Here is a 15347-nt window from a genome sequence, read left to right as displayed (position 1 = left end):
ACATGCGCAAAAAAAGAAAATCAGGAGATGGAGGCTTTAATGTATGGCGTTCCTACTCCGATGTTATGGCTGGCGTTCTGCTTCTTTTCATACTGATCATGTCATTGACACTTTTCCAGGCCCAGAAGAGCTATGATGAGAGTATTCAGGAAAGAGACGAGAAGCTGGCTCTGCAGGCAGAGTATACAGCAGATCTTCTTGCCAAGCAGAATACCATTGAGGAACAGGAAGGAACCATTAAAACAAAGGATGAGAAGCTGACTGCGCTGGCTCAGACGCTGGCCGAGCAGGAAGCGAAATTAAAAGAGCAGCAGGCACTTCTTGCCCAGCAGCAGACGGACCTGGATGAGAAAACCACACTTCTTACCCAGCAGCAGACTAAAATTGATAATATTATCGGTGTCAAAGCTGAGGTTGTGGAAGCACTTCAGAAAGAGTTTCAGAAGAATAATATCAATGTTAACCTGGATTCCCAGACCGGAGCGCTTACTTTGGATGCAAGTGTATTATTTGATGTAGACGAATCCGAGCTTACAGATGCTGGTAAGGAAGCTCTTCGGAATGTACTTCCAATCTACTGTAAAGTACTGATGGAAGATACTTATAAGAATTATCTTGCTGAGATCATCATTGATGGTTACACAGATACAGATGGAGATTATGCATATAACCTGCAGCTGTCCCAGCAGCGTTCTCTGGCGGTTGCACAGTATCTTCTTGATATTCAGGGAGAGTTCCTGACAGAAGAACAGAGTCTGAACCTGCAGGATTACCTGACCGTAAATGGACACTCTATGGCGAATCCAATCCTGGATGCAGATGGAAATGTGGATAAAGATGCATCACGTCGTGTAGAGGTTAAGTTCCGGCTGAAAGATGATGAGATGATTGATGAGCTGAGTAAGATCATGTCTGGAACAGAAGAAGGCGGGGAGACAGCAGCTTCTGGGGACGCAGCCCAGTAACGGGCCAGAAGATGCCAGCAGATAGCTTTTTTCACTTATTTTAGGACAAACAAAAAGAGTATTTCATAGTTCTTTTGTAATGAGAACTGGAATACTCTTTTTTATATGGTCAAATATTATTGCAATTGTTCAGGCGATAAGATTTGAAATACTTTGGACTTCTTTTGAACAGTTTATTGTCATCCAAGCTTCGCGAGTGCTTCTTCAGAAACAATCTTTTTACGTACGCAAAGAAAGATAACAAATGCTGTGGTGGCAGCTGTGATGTCAGAAATCGGTTCTGCATAATAGATTCCCATAACACCGAAGAATTTCGGAAGAATCAATGCAAGTGGAATCAGCAGGATCACTTTACGGAGCAAAGCAATGAAAAGGGAAATTTTCGCCTGGCCAAGTCCCATGAAAGTGGTCTGGCAGCCCATCTGGATTCCAAATACTGCGATTCCTGCCATGAAAATAGGCATTACCTTTTGAATCAGCTCAAGCAGCTCGGTGTCTGTGGTGAAGATTCGGGCAAAAGTACCTGGGAAGAATACAGTCAGGAGACAGAAAACAGAAGCAACGATAAAGGTAAAACTGATGGTAAGACAATAGGTCTTTTTTACACGGTCAAACTTCCGGGCCCCAAAATTATAACTGATGATCGGCTGGACTCCCTGTGTGAATCCCTGAATGGGAACTACTGCAAGCTGCATAACACTTTGGAGAATGGTCATGGAACCTACATAAAGATCACCGCCATAAATGGAAAGTCCCCGGTTGAGTACAATATTGATGGCGCTTTCTGTTGCCTGCATGATAAAAGGTGAAATTCCAAGTGCCATGATATTTTTCAGAATGTCAAGATCAATGGCCATGTTTTTCCTTTTGATCCGGATGGCGGATTTTTCTGAAAGAAGAAAGCGGACCACCCAGATGGCACTGACGGCCTGTGAGAGAATAGTAGCAAGAGCTGCTCCCTGTACATTCATATCCAGGACAAAAATGAATATCGGATCAAGTACAATATTGATCACAGCGCCGATCAGCACGGAGAACATGGCGGTACGGGCCTGTCCCTGGGAGGAGATAAACATGTTAAGGCCTAATGCAAGCTGCACGAAAACAGTACCTATAAGGTAGATCGTAATGTAATTTACTGCATAGCCGATAGTCTGTTCACTTGCACCAAACATAAACAGAAGGGGCCGCTTAAAAATCATAAAAATAATTGTCAGGGAAATGGAGAAAATAAGAAGAACACTGACACCGTTTCCGAGAATTTTCTCTGCACGGTCTTTGTCCTTCTTTCCAAGGGCAATGGAAGCGAGGGGTGCACCACCTGCGCCGATAAAGGCGCTGAAAGCAGAGATCATCATAATAATGGGAAAGGTAAGCCCTACACCGGTGAGGGCGACGGATCCAGCGTCTTTGATATGTCCGATATACATTCTGTCAATAATGTTATAAAGAACATTGATCAGCTGGGCGATCACAGATGGAATTGCCAGGCTGGCCATAAGACGGGGAAGCTTTTCGGTACCTAATTTTTCATCTTTTGTCTGGTTCATGAATTACCTCTTTTCTGAAAAAATGGCTTTCTGCAAAATATACCGCAAAGTAGAGTGCGCGGATCGCAGAAATTTTTTATAAACAGAATCTAGTATAACATGGCAGAAACTATTCAGCAAGAATTGATGATAGAATTTACCATTAAATAGTGTAGGAAAAAAACAAAAAGTGTGTTATGATAATATAAAAGTTAGGAGACACTAACTAAATGAATATGCCTGCTTACGCAGTCATCACCATGAACAAAAATCATAAATTGTAAACTAAATAAGGAGAGAGAAGCATGAATATATTCTGGGGATTGCTGATTCCTTTCGCAGGAACTACGCTTGGGGCAGCCTGCGTGTTTTTTATGAAAAAAGAACTAAATCCATTGGTGCAAAAGGGGTTCCTGGGGTTTGCGGCAGGGGTTATGGTTGCGGCCTCTGTATGGTCACTTCTGATTCCGGCAATGGATATGAGTGCAGATTGGGGAAAAATGGCTTTTGCCCCCGCTGCCGTTGGTTTTTTGTTTGGAATCGGATTTCTGCTTTTTATGGACAGATATGTGCCGCATTTGCATCTGGATAGCGAAGAAAACGAAGGCCTGAAATGTAATTTAAAAAAAACAACCATGCTTGTCCTTGCCGTGACCATTCACAATATACCGGAAGGACTATCAGCAGGAGCTGTTTTTGCCGGGGCATTATCAGGCAATGGGACGGTGACCATGGCAGGAGCCTTTGCACTGGCCATTGGTATTGCAATACAGAATTTTCCGGAGGGAGCGATCATTTCCATGCCGTTGCGAGGAAATGGGATGAGCAGACGCGGATCATTTGTTTACGGAACTGCTTCCGGGGCAGTGGAACCGCTGGCAGGAGCTCTGACGCTTTTGCTGGCGAAATATATTACACCTGTACTTCCTTATCTTCTGGCATTTGCAGCTGGTGCAATGCTTTATGTTGTTGTGGAGGAATTGATTCCAGAGACCAGTGAAGGAGAACACAGCAATGTCGGAACACTGGCGTTTGCAGCAGGTTTCGTGCTCATGATGTCACTTGATGTGGCACTTGGCTGATTGGTGGTTGCAATTTACCGGTTTCAAGTATAAAATAATAGTTACGGTTCAGAGCAAAAAGAAGTTTGTGCGAAATCGGTTCCAGATAAGATACATGCGGTTAAGCGCATTTTACAAAAGAGAAAGACTGGGGAGAAATAACCCAGGGGAAAAGGAGAGAATAAAATGTCAACAAAAATCGGACGTAATGATCCATGCTGGTGTGGCAGTGGAAAGAAATATAAGAAGTGTCATGAGGCCTTTGATGCGAAAGTGGAACAGCTTCGCCAGAAAGGTTATCCTGTATTGGATCGTAAACTGATCAAGACTTCGGAACAGATTGAGAAGATCAAAGAGAGTTGCAGAATCAATGTAGCGGTACTTGATTATGTGGCAGAGCATATTAAGGCTGGAATTTCTACCGCAGAAATTGACCGGTGGGTACATGAAGAGACGGTACGCCACGGCGGAATTCCGGCGCCGCTTGATTATGAAGGCTTCCCGAAGAGCGTCTGCACTTCTATCAATGAGGTAGTATGCCACGGGATTCCTTCCGAGGATGAGATCCTGAAAGACGGCGATATTATCAACGTAGATGTTTCTACGATTTATAATGGTTATTTTTCTGATTCATCCCGTATGTTCTGCATTGGAAATGTAAGTCCTGAGAAGGAAAAGCTGGTACGCGTTACCAAAGAGTGCGTAGAAATCGGTATTTCCAAGGTGAAACCATGGGAACCAATTGGAAATATGGGACATGCAGTCCACATGCATGCCCTTGAAAATGGATACACAATTGTAAAAGAAATTGGTGGCCACGGAGTAGGCCTGGAATTTCATGAGGACCCCTGGGTCAGTTACACGTCTGAAGAAAACAGCGGCGTGATCATGGAGCCGGGAATGATGTTCACGATTGAGCCTATGGTCAATATGGGAAGTGACGAAGTTTATACAGATGAAGTGGATGACTGGACAGTCCGCACGGAGGACGGAATGCCTTCCGCACAGTGGGAGGTAACGGTATTGGTAACAGAGAACGGCTGCGAAGTGATCTGCTGGTAATAACAGTATAAATCTAACGATGGTAACTGAATCTGGACGAAATACGAAGTATTCTGCGTTTGATCCTGAATAAGGCCGACTCTGAATAAGGTATGAAATATACGTTGCAAAATATAATGTAAAATATGAAAAATAGTAGTTGCAATCAGGAAATAACTATAGTATAATCACTTATGTTGTGAAAAAAGATGGTCCGCTGTTACCGTGATGGGTATTAAGAACATCCAGAGAATAAGGAGAGAATAACATGAACGAAATTATTAAAAACATCGAAGCAGAACAGCTGAAAAAAGAAGTACCGCAGTTTAACGTAGGTGATACCGTAAGAGTACACGCTCTGATCAAAGAGGGTAACCGTGAGCGTATCCAGATCTTCGAGGGAACTGTATTAAAGAAACAGGGCGGAAGCACCAGAGCTACTTTCACAGTAAGAAAAGCATCCAATGGTGTTGGCGTTGAGAAGACATGGCCGCTTCATTCCCCACACGTAAAAGAAGTAGAAGTTATCCGTCGTGGTAAAGTTCGCCGTGCGAAACTGAACTACTTAAGAGACCGTGTTGGTAAAGCCGCTAAGGTTAAAGAGCTTGTTAAATAATTTCAATCAGAAATGAAAATTGCTGCGCAGATGGCCATTATGACTGTCTGGGCAGCATTTTTTATGTAATAGGAAATTTTTTTATTCTTTTTCTTTTCCATGATATGTGGTAAAATGAAAAAGTATCCGTTCAGAGTGCCTGCTGCAAATGCAGCACGTGTTTATATGGCATCTGACTGAAACAGGATTGGAGTGGAAGATGAGCGACAGAAGAAATAAGAAAGAAAAAGAACAGCTTTTTAACATGCCGGAGATCACCAGAATGGAGAAAAAGGCACTTTCCGGTGCCAGGGAAAAGCTGGAAGACAGCAGACTGAGGAATATACTGACCTGGGTATTTGAGATAGCAGTTACACTGGCTTTTGCAGTGCTGACATCTATGATGCTGTTTCAGTCAGTGACTATGCAGGAGAGCTCTATGGAGCCAACCCTTGCAGTTGGCAGCCGCTATTTTATAAATAAGCTTGCTTATAAAGCATCCTCCCCAAAGAGAGGAGATATTATCGTATTCCGCACAAACGGAAGCGATGAGGCGGCCCTTCATATCCGCCGGGTGATCGGACTGCCAGGAGAGACGATCCAGATCGTAAATGGCAGAATCCAGATCAATGGAGAGGTCTATAAAGAAGGGAAGGATTTTCCTATCATTAATAATCCGGGAATGGCAGCCAATGCGATCACCCTGGAGGCAGGGGAATATTTTGTCCTTGGAGATAACCGGAATAACAGTGAAGACAGCCGGTATGGGGATATTGGAAGGGTAAATAAGAAGTACATAACAGGGAAACTATGGTTCCAGATTTATCCCCAAAAAGAAATCGGACCTTTGAAAAATTAATTTTAAACAGAATTGAAAATGAGGTAATTATGAACGTACAATGGTATCCGGGTCATATGACCAAAACGAAACGACAGATGCAGGAGGATATTAAACTGATCGATCTGATCATTGAACTTGTAGACTCACGGGTTCCCCTTGCAAGCCGTAATCCGGATATAGATGAGCTTGGGAAAAATAAGGCAAGACTGATCCTTCTGAATAAATCAGATCTCGGTGATGAACGCCAGAATGAAGCCTGGAAAGCATATTTCCAGAAGAAGGGTTTCTACGTGGTGAAAGTAGATTCCCGCAGCGGCTCTGGCATGAAAGCCATTCAGGCTGCTATTTCGGAGGCATGCAAAGAGAAAACGGAACGTGACAGAAGAAGAGGAATCAAGAACAGGCCGATCCGTGCTATGGTAGTGGGAATTCCCAATGTTGGCAAGTCTACGTTTATCAATACGTTTGCAGGAAGAGCCTGTGCCAAGACTGGAAATAAGCCTGGTGTGACCAAGGGAAAGCAGTGGATTCGCCTGAATAAGAATGTGGAACTTCTGGATACACCAGGAATCCTGTGGCCGAAATTTGAAGATGAGACAGTGGGAATGCGACTGGCGTATATTGGCTCTATCAAGGATGATATTCTGAATATGGAAGAGCTTGCCCTTACCCTTATTGAATTTATACGGGGAAAATATGCCGGTGCTTTGGAGAAACGTTATCAGATACTGGAAGAAGGGACTCCGGTACAGATCCTGGAGGCAATCGCCCGTTCCAGGGGCTGCCTGAAAAAGGGCGAGGAGCTTGATTATGCAAAGGCTTCCCTGATTTTATTTGATGATTTCCGCTCTGGCAAAATTGGAAGGATCACTTTGGAGTGGGCACCTCAAGAGGAAAAATAATATGCAAAAGATTACTGAGATAAAAAACGAGATTCAGGCTGCCAGGCCGGAAGAATATGCGTTCCTTTTTGAAAAATATAAGGATGATGCAAGGAGCGGCGTCAGAAAGCTTCTGGAGCAGCTTCAAAAGAAAGAGACTGCGTATCGGAAAGAACTTGCCCGTACAGAAAAAATGAAGGAATTTGAGCACAAATATGAAGACCTGGGCTATGTGTGCGGAATTGATGAAGTTGGAAGAGGACCGCTGGCTGGCCCGGTAGTGGCGGGTGCAGTCATTCTGCCAAGGGACTGTAAGATATTATATCTGAATGATTCCAAACAGTTAAGTGCAAAGAAAAGAGAAGAGCTGTACGATGTGATCATGGAGAACGCGGTTGCTGTTGGAATTGGAATGGCAAGTCCAAAGAGAATTGATGAGATCAATATTTTACAGGCTACCTATGAGGCGATGCGGGAAGCAATCAGTAAGCTTGATCCTGTTCCACAGATCCTTTTAAACGATGCAGTGACCATTCCCCGGGTAACTATTCCCCAGGTTCCAATCATAAAGGGGGATGCGAAAAGCATATCCATAGCAGCTGCCAGTATTGTAGCTAAGGTTACAAGAGACCGGATGATGGTGGAATACGATAAGGTGATGCCAGAGTATGGGTTTGCGTCAAATAAGGGTTATGGTGCTGCGTCACATATTGAGGCTCTGAAAAAATATGGCCCAAGCCCGATACACAGAGCAACCTTTATTAAGAATTTTGTGACGGTTTAGAAACTGCATACGTCCTGTATTATAGTATATTTTGCTAGTGCAGTTAATTACAATCTCCCTGGATAAGATAAAATCTTCCACAAGTTGTGCTGCACCTCTTGCTGGACTTCTAAACTACAAAGGATACCTACACACAGATATATTGGAGTTTCTATGGAAAAGAACAGACGGAAAGTAGGGGCCTGTTACGAAAAGATTGCCGCTGATTATCTGATAGCCCAGGGGGTGATGATTCTGGACCGCAATTACCGGAACCGGCATGGCGAGATCGACCTGATCGGAATGACAGATGATGGCTGGCTGATCTTTGTGGAGGTCAAATACAGAAGTTCGGAATGTTCAGGAAATCCCCTGGCTGCTGTGGACTGGCATAAGCAGCGGATGATCTCCAAAGTGGCTGTGGAGTACCTGAAAAATCGCTATAGAAGCATGGATGTAAGGTGCCGGTTCGATGTAGTGGGAATCGAAGGCAATAAAATCTGCTGGGTGAAGAATGCATTTGATTTTTGCGGCTGAGCGCCTGGAAAGAAGACATATTGATTTTCGTAATAATTTTAAAGGGGCAATAGGTTTCAGGGCGTATTTGAACAATAAGGAGAAGATGATGACCATAAGATGGCAAAATGAACAACATATGCGTATCAATGAAAATAATGGGGTGACCTATCTTACTTATCCTTCCCTTGAACAGTTTCCCGATATTGTGCATTGTTTCAGCACAAGGCTGGGCGGTGTAAGCGAAGGAATCTTTTCCTCTATGAATCTTAGCTTTACAAGGGGAGATGATGAAAATGCGGTCCGGGAGAACTACAGAAGACTTGGCGAAGCTGCAGGATTTTCTGTGGAGGACATTGTGGCGTCAGATCAGACGCATACTACCAATGTGCGGCTGATAGGAGAAAAAGCCCGTGGCAATGGGGTAACACGGCCGAAAGAGTTTCATGATGTGGATGGAATGATCACAAATGTTCCCGGGATTGTGCTATGCACTTATTACGCGGACTGTGTGCCACTTTATTTTGTGGATCCTGTTCATAAGGCGATTGGTCTTTCCCATTCTGGCTGGCGTGGGACAGTTGGAAAAATAGGAAAAGTGACCATTGAAAAAATGAGACAGCAGTTTGACTCAGATCCTGAGGATATCATTACTGCCATTGGTCCGTCTATCTGTCAGGAATGCTACGAAGTAAGCGAAGATGTGATTCTGGAATTTCAGAATGGGTTTGATGAAAAATACTGGAAACAGCTTTTTTACAAAAAAGAAAATGGAAAGTACCAGCTGAATCTGCAGGAGGCGAATCGAATCATTTTTCTGGAAGCGGGAATAAAGGAAGAGCATATTTCCATGCCTGGAATCTGCACCTGCTGTAATCCGGAATTCCTTTTTTCACATAGGGCATCCCATGGCAAGAGAGGAAACCTGGCGGCGTTTCTGGGAATACGGCAGAAAATCTGAATGGACGATCTGGTGAAGAACAGGTCATCAGAATACTTCTGTAAGAGAATAGAAGGCAGAAGAAAACATAAGAGTAAATAAAAAGGCTCTGCACCGCAACTAACTGAATTTGCGGTACAAAGCCTTCTTTTATATCTGATCTGTAATTTATTCCTGATTTACACGCTTCATCAGGTCCATGATCTTCTCGTTGCTGGAACGAACTTTTTCAACGGAAACATCATGGTTAATGATATCAATGATGCTTGCAAGATATTTGCTCATATTAGCTTCTACATAATAAGGTTTTGTGAGAAGCTCTGGAATACGATAGTTCAGGTTGGTGGTGATAACCTTGTCAATCCAGCCTTTTTCATAGTATGCGTCAAATTTATCCATGCCCTCTGTAAACAGACCATAGGTAGTACAGATGAATACACGGTTGGCATGACGTTCTTTGATCTGTTTGGCAACGTCAAGCATACTTTCACCGGAAGAAATCATGTCGTCGATGATAACTACATCCTTGCCCTCTACAGAGTCACCAAGGAATTCATGGGCTACGATAGGGTTCTTGCCGTTTACAACGGTGGAGTAGTCACGTCTCTTATAGAACATACCCATATCAACTCCAAGGATATTGGAGAAATAAACAGCTCTGGACATAGCACCCTCATCTGGGCTGATGATCATAAGGTGGTCATTGTCTACCTGGAAATTGTCAACATTCTTCACCAGTGCTTTTAAGAACTGATAGGTAGGGAAGAAATTGTCAAAACCATTTAACGGGATAGAGTTCTGGACGCGTGGGTCATGGGCGTCAAAAGTGATAATATTGGATACACCCATATCGCTTAATTCGCGGAGCGCCAGTGCACAGTCCAGGGATTCTCTCTTCTTACGTCTGTGCTGACGGCCTTCGTAAAGGAATGGCATGATTACATTGATTCTGTGTGCCTTACCTGTAGCTGCGGAAATGATTCTCTTCAGATCCTGGAAATGATTGTCTGGAGACATATGGTTCTCGTGACCGCAGACGGTATAAGTGGAACTATAGTTGGTAACGTCTACCATAATGTAGAGGTCGGTTCCGCGGACGGATTCTTTAATGATTCCTTTGCCCTCACCGGTACCAAAACGGGGACATTCACAATCTACAATAAAAGAGCTTTCGCTGTAGCCTTGCGGGATATTGTCCAGACCTTTCTTCTCTACAAGTTCCTTACGGAATTTTACCAGGTTTCTGTCTACCTCGTCTGCAAGTTCGCGGCAGCCTTCCAGTGCTGCGATGCGGATAGGCGCAACAGGCATAGATTTCTCAAGTAATTCTATGTTCGGCATGATATTCCTCCTAAGTAGTATGCTGATTGTCATTCAATTGTCTGCAGATATAGGGACACGTGTCCTTTCTATTTACAGATCTCTTCTTTATATTTATAACATTTGCCCTAAATGACGTCAAGGAATTTATTGATTTTTACTTGAAAAAACGCAAATGCCAGTATCTGAATAAAATTTTTGGTTGTGTTTTTGGAAAAAACTTGGTATAGTAAAAATAATGGCTATAGTGTGGCCATACTTACTCGTAAGGTTCAGCCTGGATTATATTTATGATCTGTTCATGTCTGGCATGGCTGGTTATGGTTGTATTCAGGACTTTCGTAGTATATATGGAGAGAAATGTGAAGAAAAAAAATAAACATGTGATTTCAATTGTGCAGGAGGGCAGTATTGCGCAGGAGCTTGAGCTTGTACCTGGAGATGTGCTCCTTTCCGTAAATAGACAGCCTGTTGAGGATATATTTGATTACCGCTATCTGATGAATGAGGAATATGTGGTTCTGGAAGTTGAAAAGGCCAATGGAGAAATCTGGGAGCTTGAAGTGGAGAAGGAATATGAGGAGGATCTGGGGGTTACCTTTGAAAAGGATCTGATGGATGATTACCGTTCCTGTTCCAATCATTGTATTTTCTGTTTTATCGACCAGATGCCGCCTGGAATGAGAGATACTCTTTATTTTAAGGATGATGATTCCAGACTCTCTTTTATTCAGGGGAATTATGTGACACTTACCAATATGAGTGACCACGATATCGACAGGATCATCCGGTATCATCTTGAACCCATTAATATTTCTTTTCAGACCATGAATCCTGAGCTTCGCTGTAAAATGCTCCATAACCGTTTTGCAGGAGATGCCCTTTCTAAGGTGCAGAAGCTCTATGAAGCCGGGATTACCATGAATGGACAGATCGTTCTGTGCAAAGGGGTAAACGATGGTAAGGAGCTGGATGACAGTATCCGGAGGATGTCTGCGTATGCACCAGTGCTGCAGAGCGTTTCTGTAGTACCTGTGGGACTGACGAAATTCCGTGAAGGGCTGTATCCTATGGAGCCTTTTGGAAAAGAGGATGCGAAGAAGGTTCTGGAGCTGATTCATTCCTGGCAGAAGAAAATGATGGATGAATATGGCATTCATTTTATTCATGCTTCAGATGAATGGTATATTCTGGCTGGAGAAGAATTACCCCGGGAAGAGTCTTATGACGGATATCTTCAGCTGGAAAACGGTGTGGGGATGTTACGGCTTCTGGGAACAGAGATACAGGAGGCTCTTGATGCGCGGCCGGGAGATGACAGGAAGATAAATGCTGTCAGTGCCACCGGAGCGTTGGCTGCACCTTTTATCAGGAAATATATGGGAATGATCCGGGAGAAATTTCCTAATGTGGAAGTGGATGTCATTCCAATAAGAAATGAATTTTTTGGTGAGAGCATTACGGTATCCGGGCTGATAACCGGGCAGGATCTTCTGAAACAGCTTCAGGGAACTGATCTTGGGGAGAAGCTTCTGCTGCCTTGTAATATGCTGAAGAATGAAGAGGATGTTTTCCTGGATGACATTACTGTAGAAGAGCTTTCCAGGAAGCTGAATACAGAAATCGTAATCGTAGATGAAGGCGGCGCAGATCTTGTGTCAGCAGTACTTGATCCGCCAGAACATAAGAAACAGAAAAGGAGACAAATGTATGAGCAAACCGGTAGTGGCAATTGTTGGAAGGCCTAATGTGGGCAAATCTACATTGTTTAATGTGCTGGCAGGAGATAAAATTTCCATTGTAAAAGATACGCCAGGTGTAACAAGAGATCGAATTTATGCAGATGTATCATGGCTGGATAATGATTTCACCCTGATCGATACAGGCGGTATTGAGCCTGACAGCGGGGACATCATTCTTTCCCAGATGAGAGAACAGGCACAGATCGCCATCGATACGGCAGATGTTATTATTTTTATTACGGATGTACATCAGGGGCTTGTGGATTCTGATTCCAAGGTCGCTGATATGCTCCGCCGCAGTGGCAAGCCGGTGGTTCTGGCTGTTAACAAAGTGGACAGCATTCAGAAATATATGATGGATGTCTATGAATTTTATAATCTGGGAATCGGAGAGCCATTTGCTATTTCCGCAGCGAACCGCCAGGGGCTTGGAGATATGCTGGATGAAGTTGTAAAGCATTTCCCGGAGGATGCAGGTGAAGATGAAGATTCTGATATCCCGAAAATTGCCATTGTGGGGAAACCAAATGTGGGAAAATCCTCCCTGGTGAATAAGCTTCTTGGTGAAGACCGCGTGATCGTGTCTGATATCGCAGGTACTACCCGTGATGCTGTTGATACCAAGGTTACCTGGAATGAAAAGGACTATATCTTTATTGATACAGCAGGACTGCGTCGTAAAGCAAAGGTAAAAGAAGAAATCGAGCGCTTTAGCGTTATCCGTACAGTGACCGCGGTGGAGCGTGCAGATGTTGTGGTTGTGATGATTGATGCAGCTGAGGGCGTTACTGAGCAGGATGCAAAGATCGCAGGAATTGCCCATGAAAAGGGGAAGGGTGTGATCATTGCGGTCAATAAATGGGATGCCATTGAGAAAAATGACAAGACCATTTATAAGCATACGAACCGTATCCGTGAAGTTCTTTCTTTTATGCCATATGCAGAGATTGTATTTATTTCTGCCAAGACAGGACTTCGTATTTCCAGAATGTTTGAGACACTGGATGCGGTAATTGAGAACCAGACTATGCGTATCCAGACCGGTGTGCTGAATGAAATCCTTGCAGAAGCAGTTGCCATGCAGCAGCCGCCGTCTGACAGGGGCCGCCGCCTGAAAATATTCTATATGACACAGGTTGCAGTAAAACCGCCTACATTCGTTATTTTTGTAAATGATAAAGAACTTATGCATTTCTCCTATACCAGATATCTGGAGAATAAAATCCGCGACGCCTTTGATTTTGGCGGTACACCGTTGAAGTTCATTGTAAGAGAGCGTGGAGAGAAGGAATAATCATGGAACGTATTATTTGTCTGGCTATCGGATATGTGTTTGGAATGTTCCAGACATCCTACATTATCGGGAAAGCACATCACATGGACATAAGACAGTATGGAAGCGGTAATGCAGGAACTACAAATGCACTGCGTACCCTTGGGAAAAAGGCCGGCGCGATGACACTGGTAGGTGACATGCTGAAATGCGTGATCGCGATCCTGGTGGTGGATGCTGTTTTTAAGAACCATTATCAGGATATCCTTCCGCTGCTTGGAATGTATACGGCGGCAGGCTGTGTGCTTGGACATAATTTTCCATTTTATCTTGGATTTAGGGGCGGTAAGGGAATCGCAGCATCAGCAGGAATGCTTCTGGCACTTGATTGGAAAGTGTTTCTGATCTGTGTGCTGCTTTTTATCGGCATTGTTGCGATTACCCGTTATGTGTCGTTAGGCTCGATCGTGACTTATGTGGGGGCACTGATCTGCTTTATTGGTTTTGGGACAGCTGGAAATTATGGAATGGATCTGTTTCATACCATTGAAATGGATGTGATCATGGGACTGCTGACAGTGCTTGCAATTTACAGACACAGAGCGAATATTTCCCGCTTATTAAATGGAACAGAGAATAAGCTTGGAGCAGGTAAAACTGCATCCAGATAAGACGAGGTGACGAAATGGCAAAAATCAGCGTAATGGGAACCGGAAGCTGGGGAACAGCGCTTGCGATATTGCTCCACAACAATGGCCATGAGGTTATGTTGTGGTCTGCACATCCCCAGAAGGCGGTAAGTCTGAATGAGACGAGAGAAGATCCTTCCAAGCTTCCTGGAATTAAGATCCCGGAGGAAATTATTATAACAGGCGATGAGAGGGCTGCACTGGAGGCGCCAGACGTAGTCGTGTTTGCATCTCCATCTGCGTACATCCGGAATATCAGTAAAAGACTTTCACCTCTGATGCACCAGGGACAGATTATCGTAAATGTGGCAAAGGGTGTGGAAGAGCAGACGCTTATGCCTGTGTGCGACATTATCAAAGAAGAAATTCCTCAGGCAGATGTGTGCGTACTTTCAGGACCAAGCCATGCGGAAGAAGTCAGCCGGGGTCTGCCAACCACCTGTGTGGTCAGCGCCCGCAAAAAAGAAACAGCAGAATATCTCCAGGGACTTTTTATGAGTCCGGTTTTCAGAGTGTATACGACACCGGATATGCTTGGCGTTGAACTTGGCGGTGCCCTTAAGAATGTAATTGCCCTGGCAGCAGGTACCGCAGATGGACTGGGCTATGGGGATAATACCAAGGCAGCGCTGATTACGCGTGGAATCGCAGAGATGGCAAGACTTGGGGCGAAAATGGGAGCCAAGCTGGAGACCTTTGCAGGCCTTTCCGGAATTGGGGATCTGATCGTTACCTGTGCCAGTATACACAGCCGTAACAGGCGAGCTGGTTACCTGATGGGAAAAGGGTATACCATGGAACAGGCAATGGATGAGGTACAGATGGTCGTAGAAGGCGTTTATTCCGCCAAAGCAGCCAAAGCCCTGGCCGAGAAGTATGATGTGGAAATGCCGATCATTATGGAAGTGAATAAACTTCTATTTGAAAATAAGCCGGCCTCTGAGGCTGTAAAAGATCTTATGCAAAGAGAAAAACAGGGCGAGATTTCCTGGGAGTGATCTGGATGAAGGGGATTCTGATCTGCATTTGACGGATATACCACACTGGCGGAATGCGTAGTGTTTTGAAAACTGGCGCTGGGCCATTACAATGTTAGAATATAATAAAAAAGAAAAGCCGGACATGTGTATGAACATATCTGGCTTTTCTTTTTTTGATTATGTGGGCTCCCTACCTTGCAGGGGACTGCAA

At 44.1% G+C, this 15347-nt stretch carries 15 protein-coding genes; 13 read left to right on the top strand and 2 right to left on the bottom strand.

What is annotated here, in order from left to right:
• Positions 1–2: 2 nt before the first annotated feature.
• The gene (locus tag ACTQWB_RS02750; protein WP_441500245.1) at positions 3–965 is read left to right on the top strand and encodes an OmpA family protein; all 963 of its coding nucleotides are present in this window, start codon (positions 3–5) and stop codon (positions 963–965) included.
• A 179-nt stretch (positions 966–1144) separates the two neighbouring features.
• Here the strand turns inward: ACTQWB_RS02750 and ACTQWB_RS02745 are convergent, their stop codons facing one another.
• Positions 1145–2515 carry an MATE family efflux transporter gene (locus ACTQWB_RS02745; RefSeq protein ID WP_441500244.1) on the bottom strand — a complete coding sequence of 457 codons (1371 nt, stop codon included), beginning with the start codon at positions 2513–2515 and terminating at the stop codon, positions 1145–1147.
• 284 nt (positions 2516–2799) lie between these two features.
• Between ACTQWB_RS02745 and ACTQWB_RS02740 the strand changes: the two genes are divergently transcribed.
• From ACTQWB_RS02740 to pgeF, 8 genes are all read left to right on the top strand, one after another.
• On the top strand, positions 2800–3576 hold the full coding sequence (locus tag ACTQWB_RS02740) for a ZIP family metal transporter (RefSeq protein WP_441500243.1): 777 nt from the start codon (positions 2800–2802) through the stop codon (positions 3574–3576).
• 165 nt (positions 3577–3741) lie between these two features.
• Positions 3742–4617, top strand: a complete 876-nt coding sequence (locus ACTQWB_RS02735) for a methionyl aminopeptidase (RefSeq protein ID WP_441500242.1) — start codon at positions 3742–3744, stop codon at positions 4615–4617.
• A gap of 247 nt (positions 4618–4864) precedes the next feature.
• Positions 4865–5212 carry a 50S ribosomal protein L19 gene (rplS, locus tag ACTQWB_RS02730; protein ID WP_441500241.1) on the top strand — a complete coding sequence of 116 codons (348 nt, stop codon included), beginning with the start codon at positions 4865–4867 and terminating at the stop codon, positions 5210–5212.
• A 199-nt stretch (positions 5213–5411) separates the two neighbouring features.
• Positions 5412–6050, top strand: coding sequence for a signal peptidase I (lepB, locus tag ACTQWB_RS02725; protein ID WP_441500240.1), 639 nt, complete (start codon positions 5412–5414; stop codon positions 6048–6050).
• A gap of 29 nt (positions 6051–6079) precedes the next feature.
• Positions 6080–6934, top strand: a complete 855-nt coding sequence (gene ylqF / locus ACTQWB_RS02720) for a ribosome biogenesis GTPase YlqF (RefSeq protein ID WP_441500239.1) — start codon at positions 6080–6082, stop codon at positions 6932–6934.
• Position 6935: 1 nt separating this feature from the next.
• Positions 6936–7697: a ribonuclease HII gene (locus ACTQWB_RS02715; protein WP_441500238.1), complete on the top strand. Its 762-nt coding sequence runs from the start codon at positions 6936–6938 to the stop codon at positions 7695–7697.
• Positions 7698–7850: 153 nt separating this feature from the next.
• Positions 7851–8213: a YraN family protein gene (locus ACTQWB_RS02710; RefSeq protein ID WP_441500237.1), complete on the top strand. Its 363-nt coding sequence runs from the start codon at positions 7851–7853 to the stop codon at positions 8211–8213.
• An 88-nt stretch (positions 8214–8301) separates the two neighbouring features.
• A complete protein-coding gene (pgeF, locus tag ACTQWB_RS02705; RefSeq protein ID WP_441500390.1) occupies positions 8302–9153 on the top strand; it encodes a peptidoglycan editing factor PgeF in 852 nt (283 codons plus the stop codon).
• Positions 9154–9300: 147 nt separating this feature from the next.
• On the opposite strand, the gene ACTQWB_RS02700 is transcribed toward pgeF, so the two are convergent.
• Complete coding sequence (locus ACTQWB_RS02700; RefSeq protein ID WP_441500236.1) at positions 9301–10473, bottom strand: ribose-phosphate pyrophosphokinase; 1173 nt, start codon at positions 10471–10473, stop codon at positions 9301–9303.
• A gap of 329 nt (positions 10474–10802) precedes the next feature.
• Between ACTQWB_RS02700 and ACTQWB_RS02695 the strand changes: the two genes are divergently transcribed.
• Genes ACTQWB_RS02695 through ACTQWB_RS02680 form a run of 4 tightly spaced genes read left to right on the top strand, consistent with a single transcriptional unit; the run spans position 10803 to position 15154 of the window.
• The gene (locus ACTQWB_RS02695; RefSeq protein WP_441500389.1) at positions 10803–12200 is read left to right on the top strand and encodes a DUF512 domain-containing protein; all 1398 of its coding nucleotides are present in this window, start codon (positions 10803–10805) and stop codon (positions 12198–12200) included.
• Positions 12163–13488: a ribosome biogenesis GTPase Der gene (gene der / locus ACTQWB_RS02690; protein WP_441500235.1), complete on the top strand. Its 1326-nt coding sequence runs from the start codon at positions 12163–12165 to the stop codon at positions 13486–13488. The genes ACTQWB_RS02695 and der overlap by 38 nt, the downstream gene beginning before the upstream one ends.
• 2 nt (positions 13489–13490) lie before the next feature.
• Positions 13491–14138 (top strand): glycerol-3-phosphate 1-O-acyltransferase PlsY, encoded by a 648-nt coding sequence (plsY, locus tag ACTQWB_RS02685; RefSeq protein ID WP_441500234.1) that lies wholly within the window; start codon positions 13491–13493, stop codon positions 14136–14138.
• Between the two features lie 14 nt (positions 14139–14152).
• Complete coding sequence (locus ACTQWB_RS02680; protein WP_441500233.1) at positions 14153–15154, top strand: NAD(P)H-dependent glycerol-3-phosphate dehydrogenase; 1002 nt, start codon at positions 14153–14155, stop codon at positions 15152–15154.
• Positions 15155–15347: the final 193 nt, after the last annotated feature.

This window comes from Blautia sp. HCP3S3_H10_2 (assembly GCF_052122375.1).
Classification (GTDB): domain Bacteria; phylum Bacillota; class Clostridia; order Lachnospirales; family Lachnospiraceae; genus Blautia_A.
Note: the sequence above shows the minus strand (reverse complement) of the source record. Positions and strands in the feature narration are given on the sequence as shown.

Bases quoted from the DNA above. Each gene is read 5' to 3' on its own strand.
- ACTQWB_RS02750 (WP_441500245.1), top strand. From the start codon at position 3: ATGCGCAAAAAAAGAAAATCAGGAGATGGAGGCTTTAATGTATGGCGT.
- ylqF (WP_441500239.1), top strand. From the start codon at position 6,080: ATGAACGTACAATGGTATCCGGGTCATATGACCAAAACGAAACGACAG.
- lepB (WP_441500240.1), top strand. From the start codon at position 5,412: ATGAGCGACAGAAGAAATAAGAAAGAAAAAGAACAGCTTTTTAACATG.
- ACTQWB_RS02700 (WP_441500236.1), bottom strand. From the start codon at position 10,473: ATGCCGAACATAGAATTACTTGAGAAATCTATGCCTGTTGCGCCTATC.
- ACTQWB_RS02710 (WP_441500237.1), top strand. From the start codon at position 7,851: ATGGAAAAGAACAGACGGAAAGTAGGGGCCTGTTACGAAAAGATTGCC.
- pgeF (WP_441500390.1), top strand. From the start codon at position 8,302: ATGACCATAAGATGGCAAAATGAACAACATATGCGTATCAATGAAAAT.
- ACTQWB_RS02740 (WP_441500243.1), top strand. From the start codon at position 2,800: ATGAATATATTCTGGGGATTGCTGATTCCTTTCGCAGGAACTACGCTT.
- ACTQWB_RS02735 (WP_441500242.1), top strand. From the start codon at position 3,742: ATGTCAACAAAAATCGGACGTAATGATCCATGCTGGTGTGGCAGTGGA.
- ACTQWB_RS02695 (WP_441500389.1), top strand. From the start codon at position 10,803: ATGGAGAGAAATGTGAAGAAAAAAAATAAACATGTGATTTCAATTGTG.
- ACTQWB_RS02715 (WP_441500238.1), top strand. From the start codon at position 6,936: ATGCAAAAGATTACTGAGATAAAAAACGAGATTCAGGCTGCCAGGCCG.
- ACTQWB_RS02745 (WP_441500244.1), bottom strand. From the start codon at position 2,515: ATGAACCAGACAAAAGATGAAAAATTAGGTACCGAAAAGCTTCCCCGT.
- ACTQWB_RS02680 (WP_441500233.1), top strand. From the start codon at position 14,153: ATGGCAAAAATCAGCGTAATGGGAACCGGAAGCTGGGGAACAGCGCTT.
- plsY (WP_441500234.1), top strand. From the start codon at position 13,491: ATGGAACGTATTATTTGTCTGGCTATCGGATATGTGTTTGGAATGTTC.
- der (WP_441500235.1), top strand. From the start codon at position 12,163: ATGAGCAAACCGGTAGTGGCAATTGTTGGAAGGCCTAATGTGGGCAAA.
- rplS (WP_441500241.1), top strand. From the start codon at position 4,865: ATGAACGAAATTATTAAAAACATCGAAGCAGAACAGCTGAAAAAAGAA.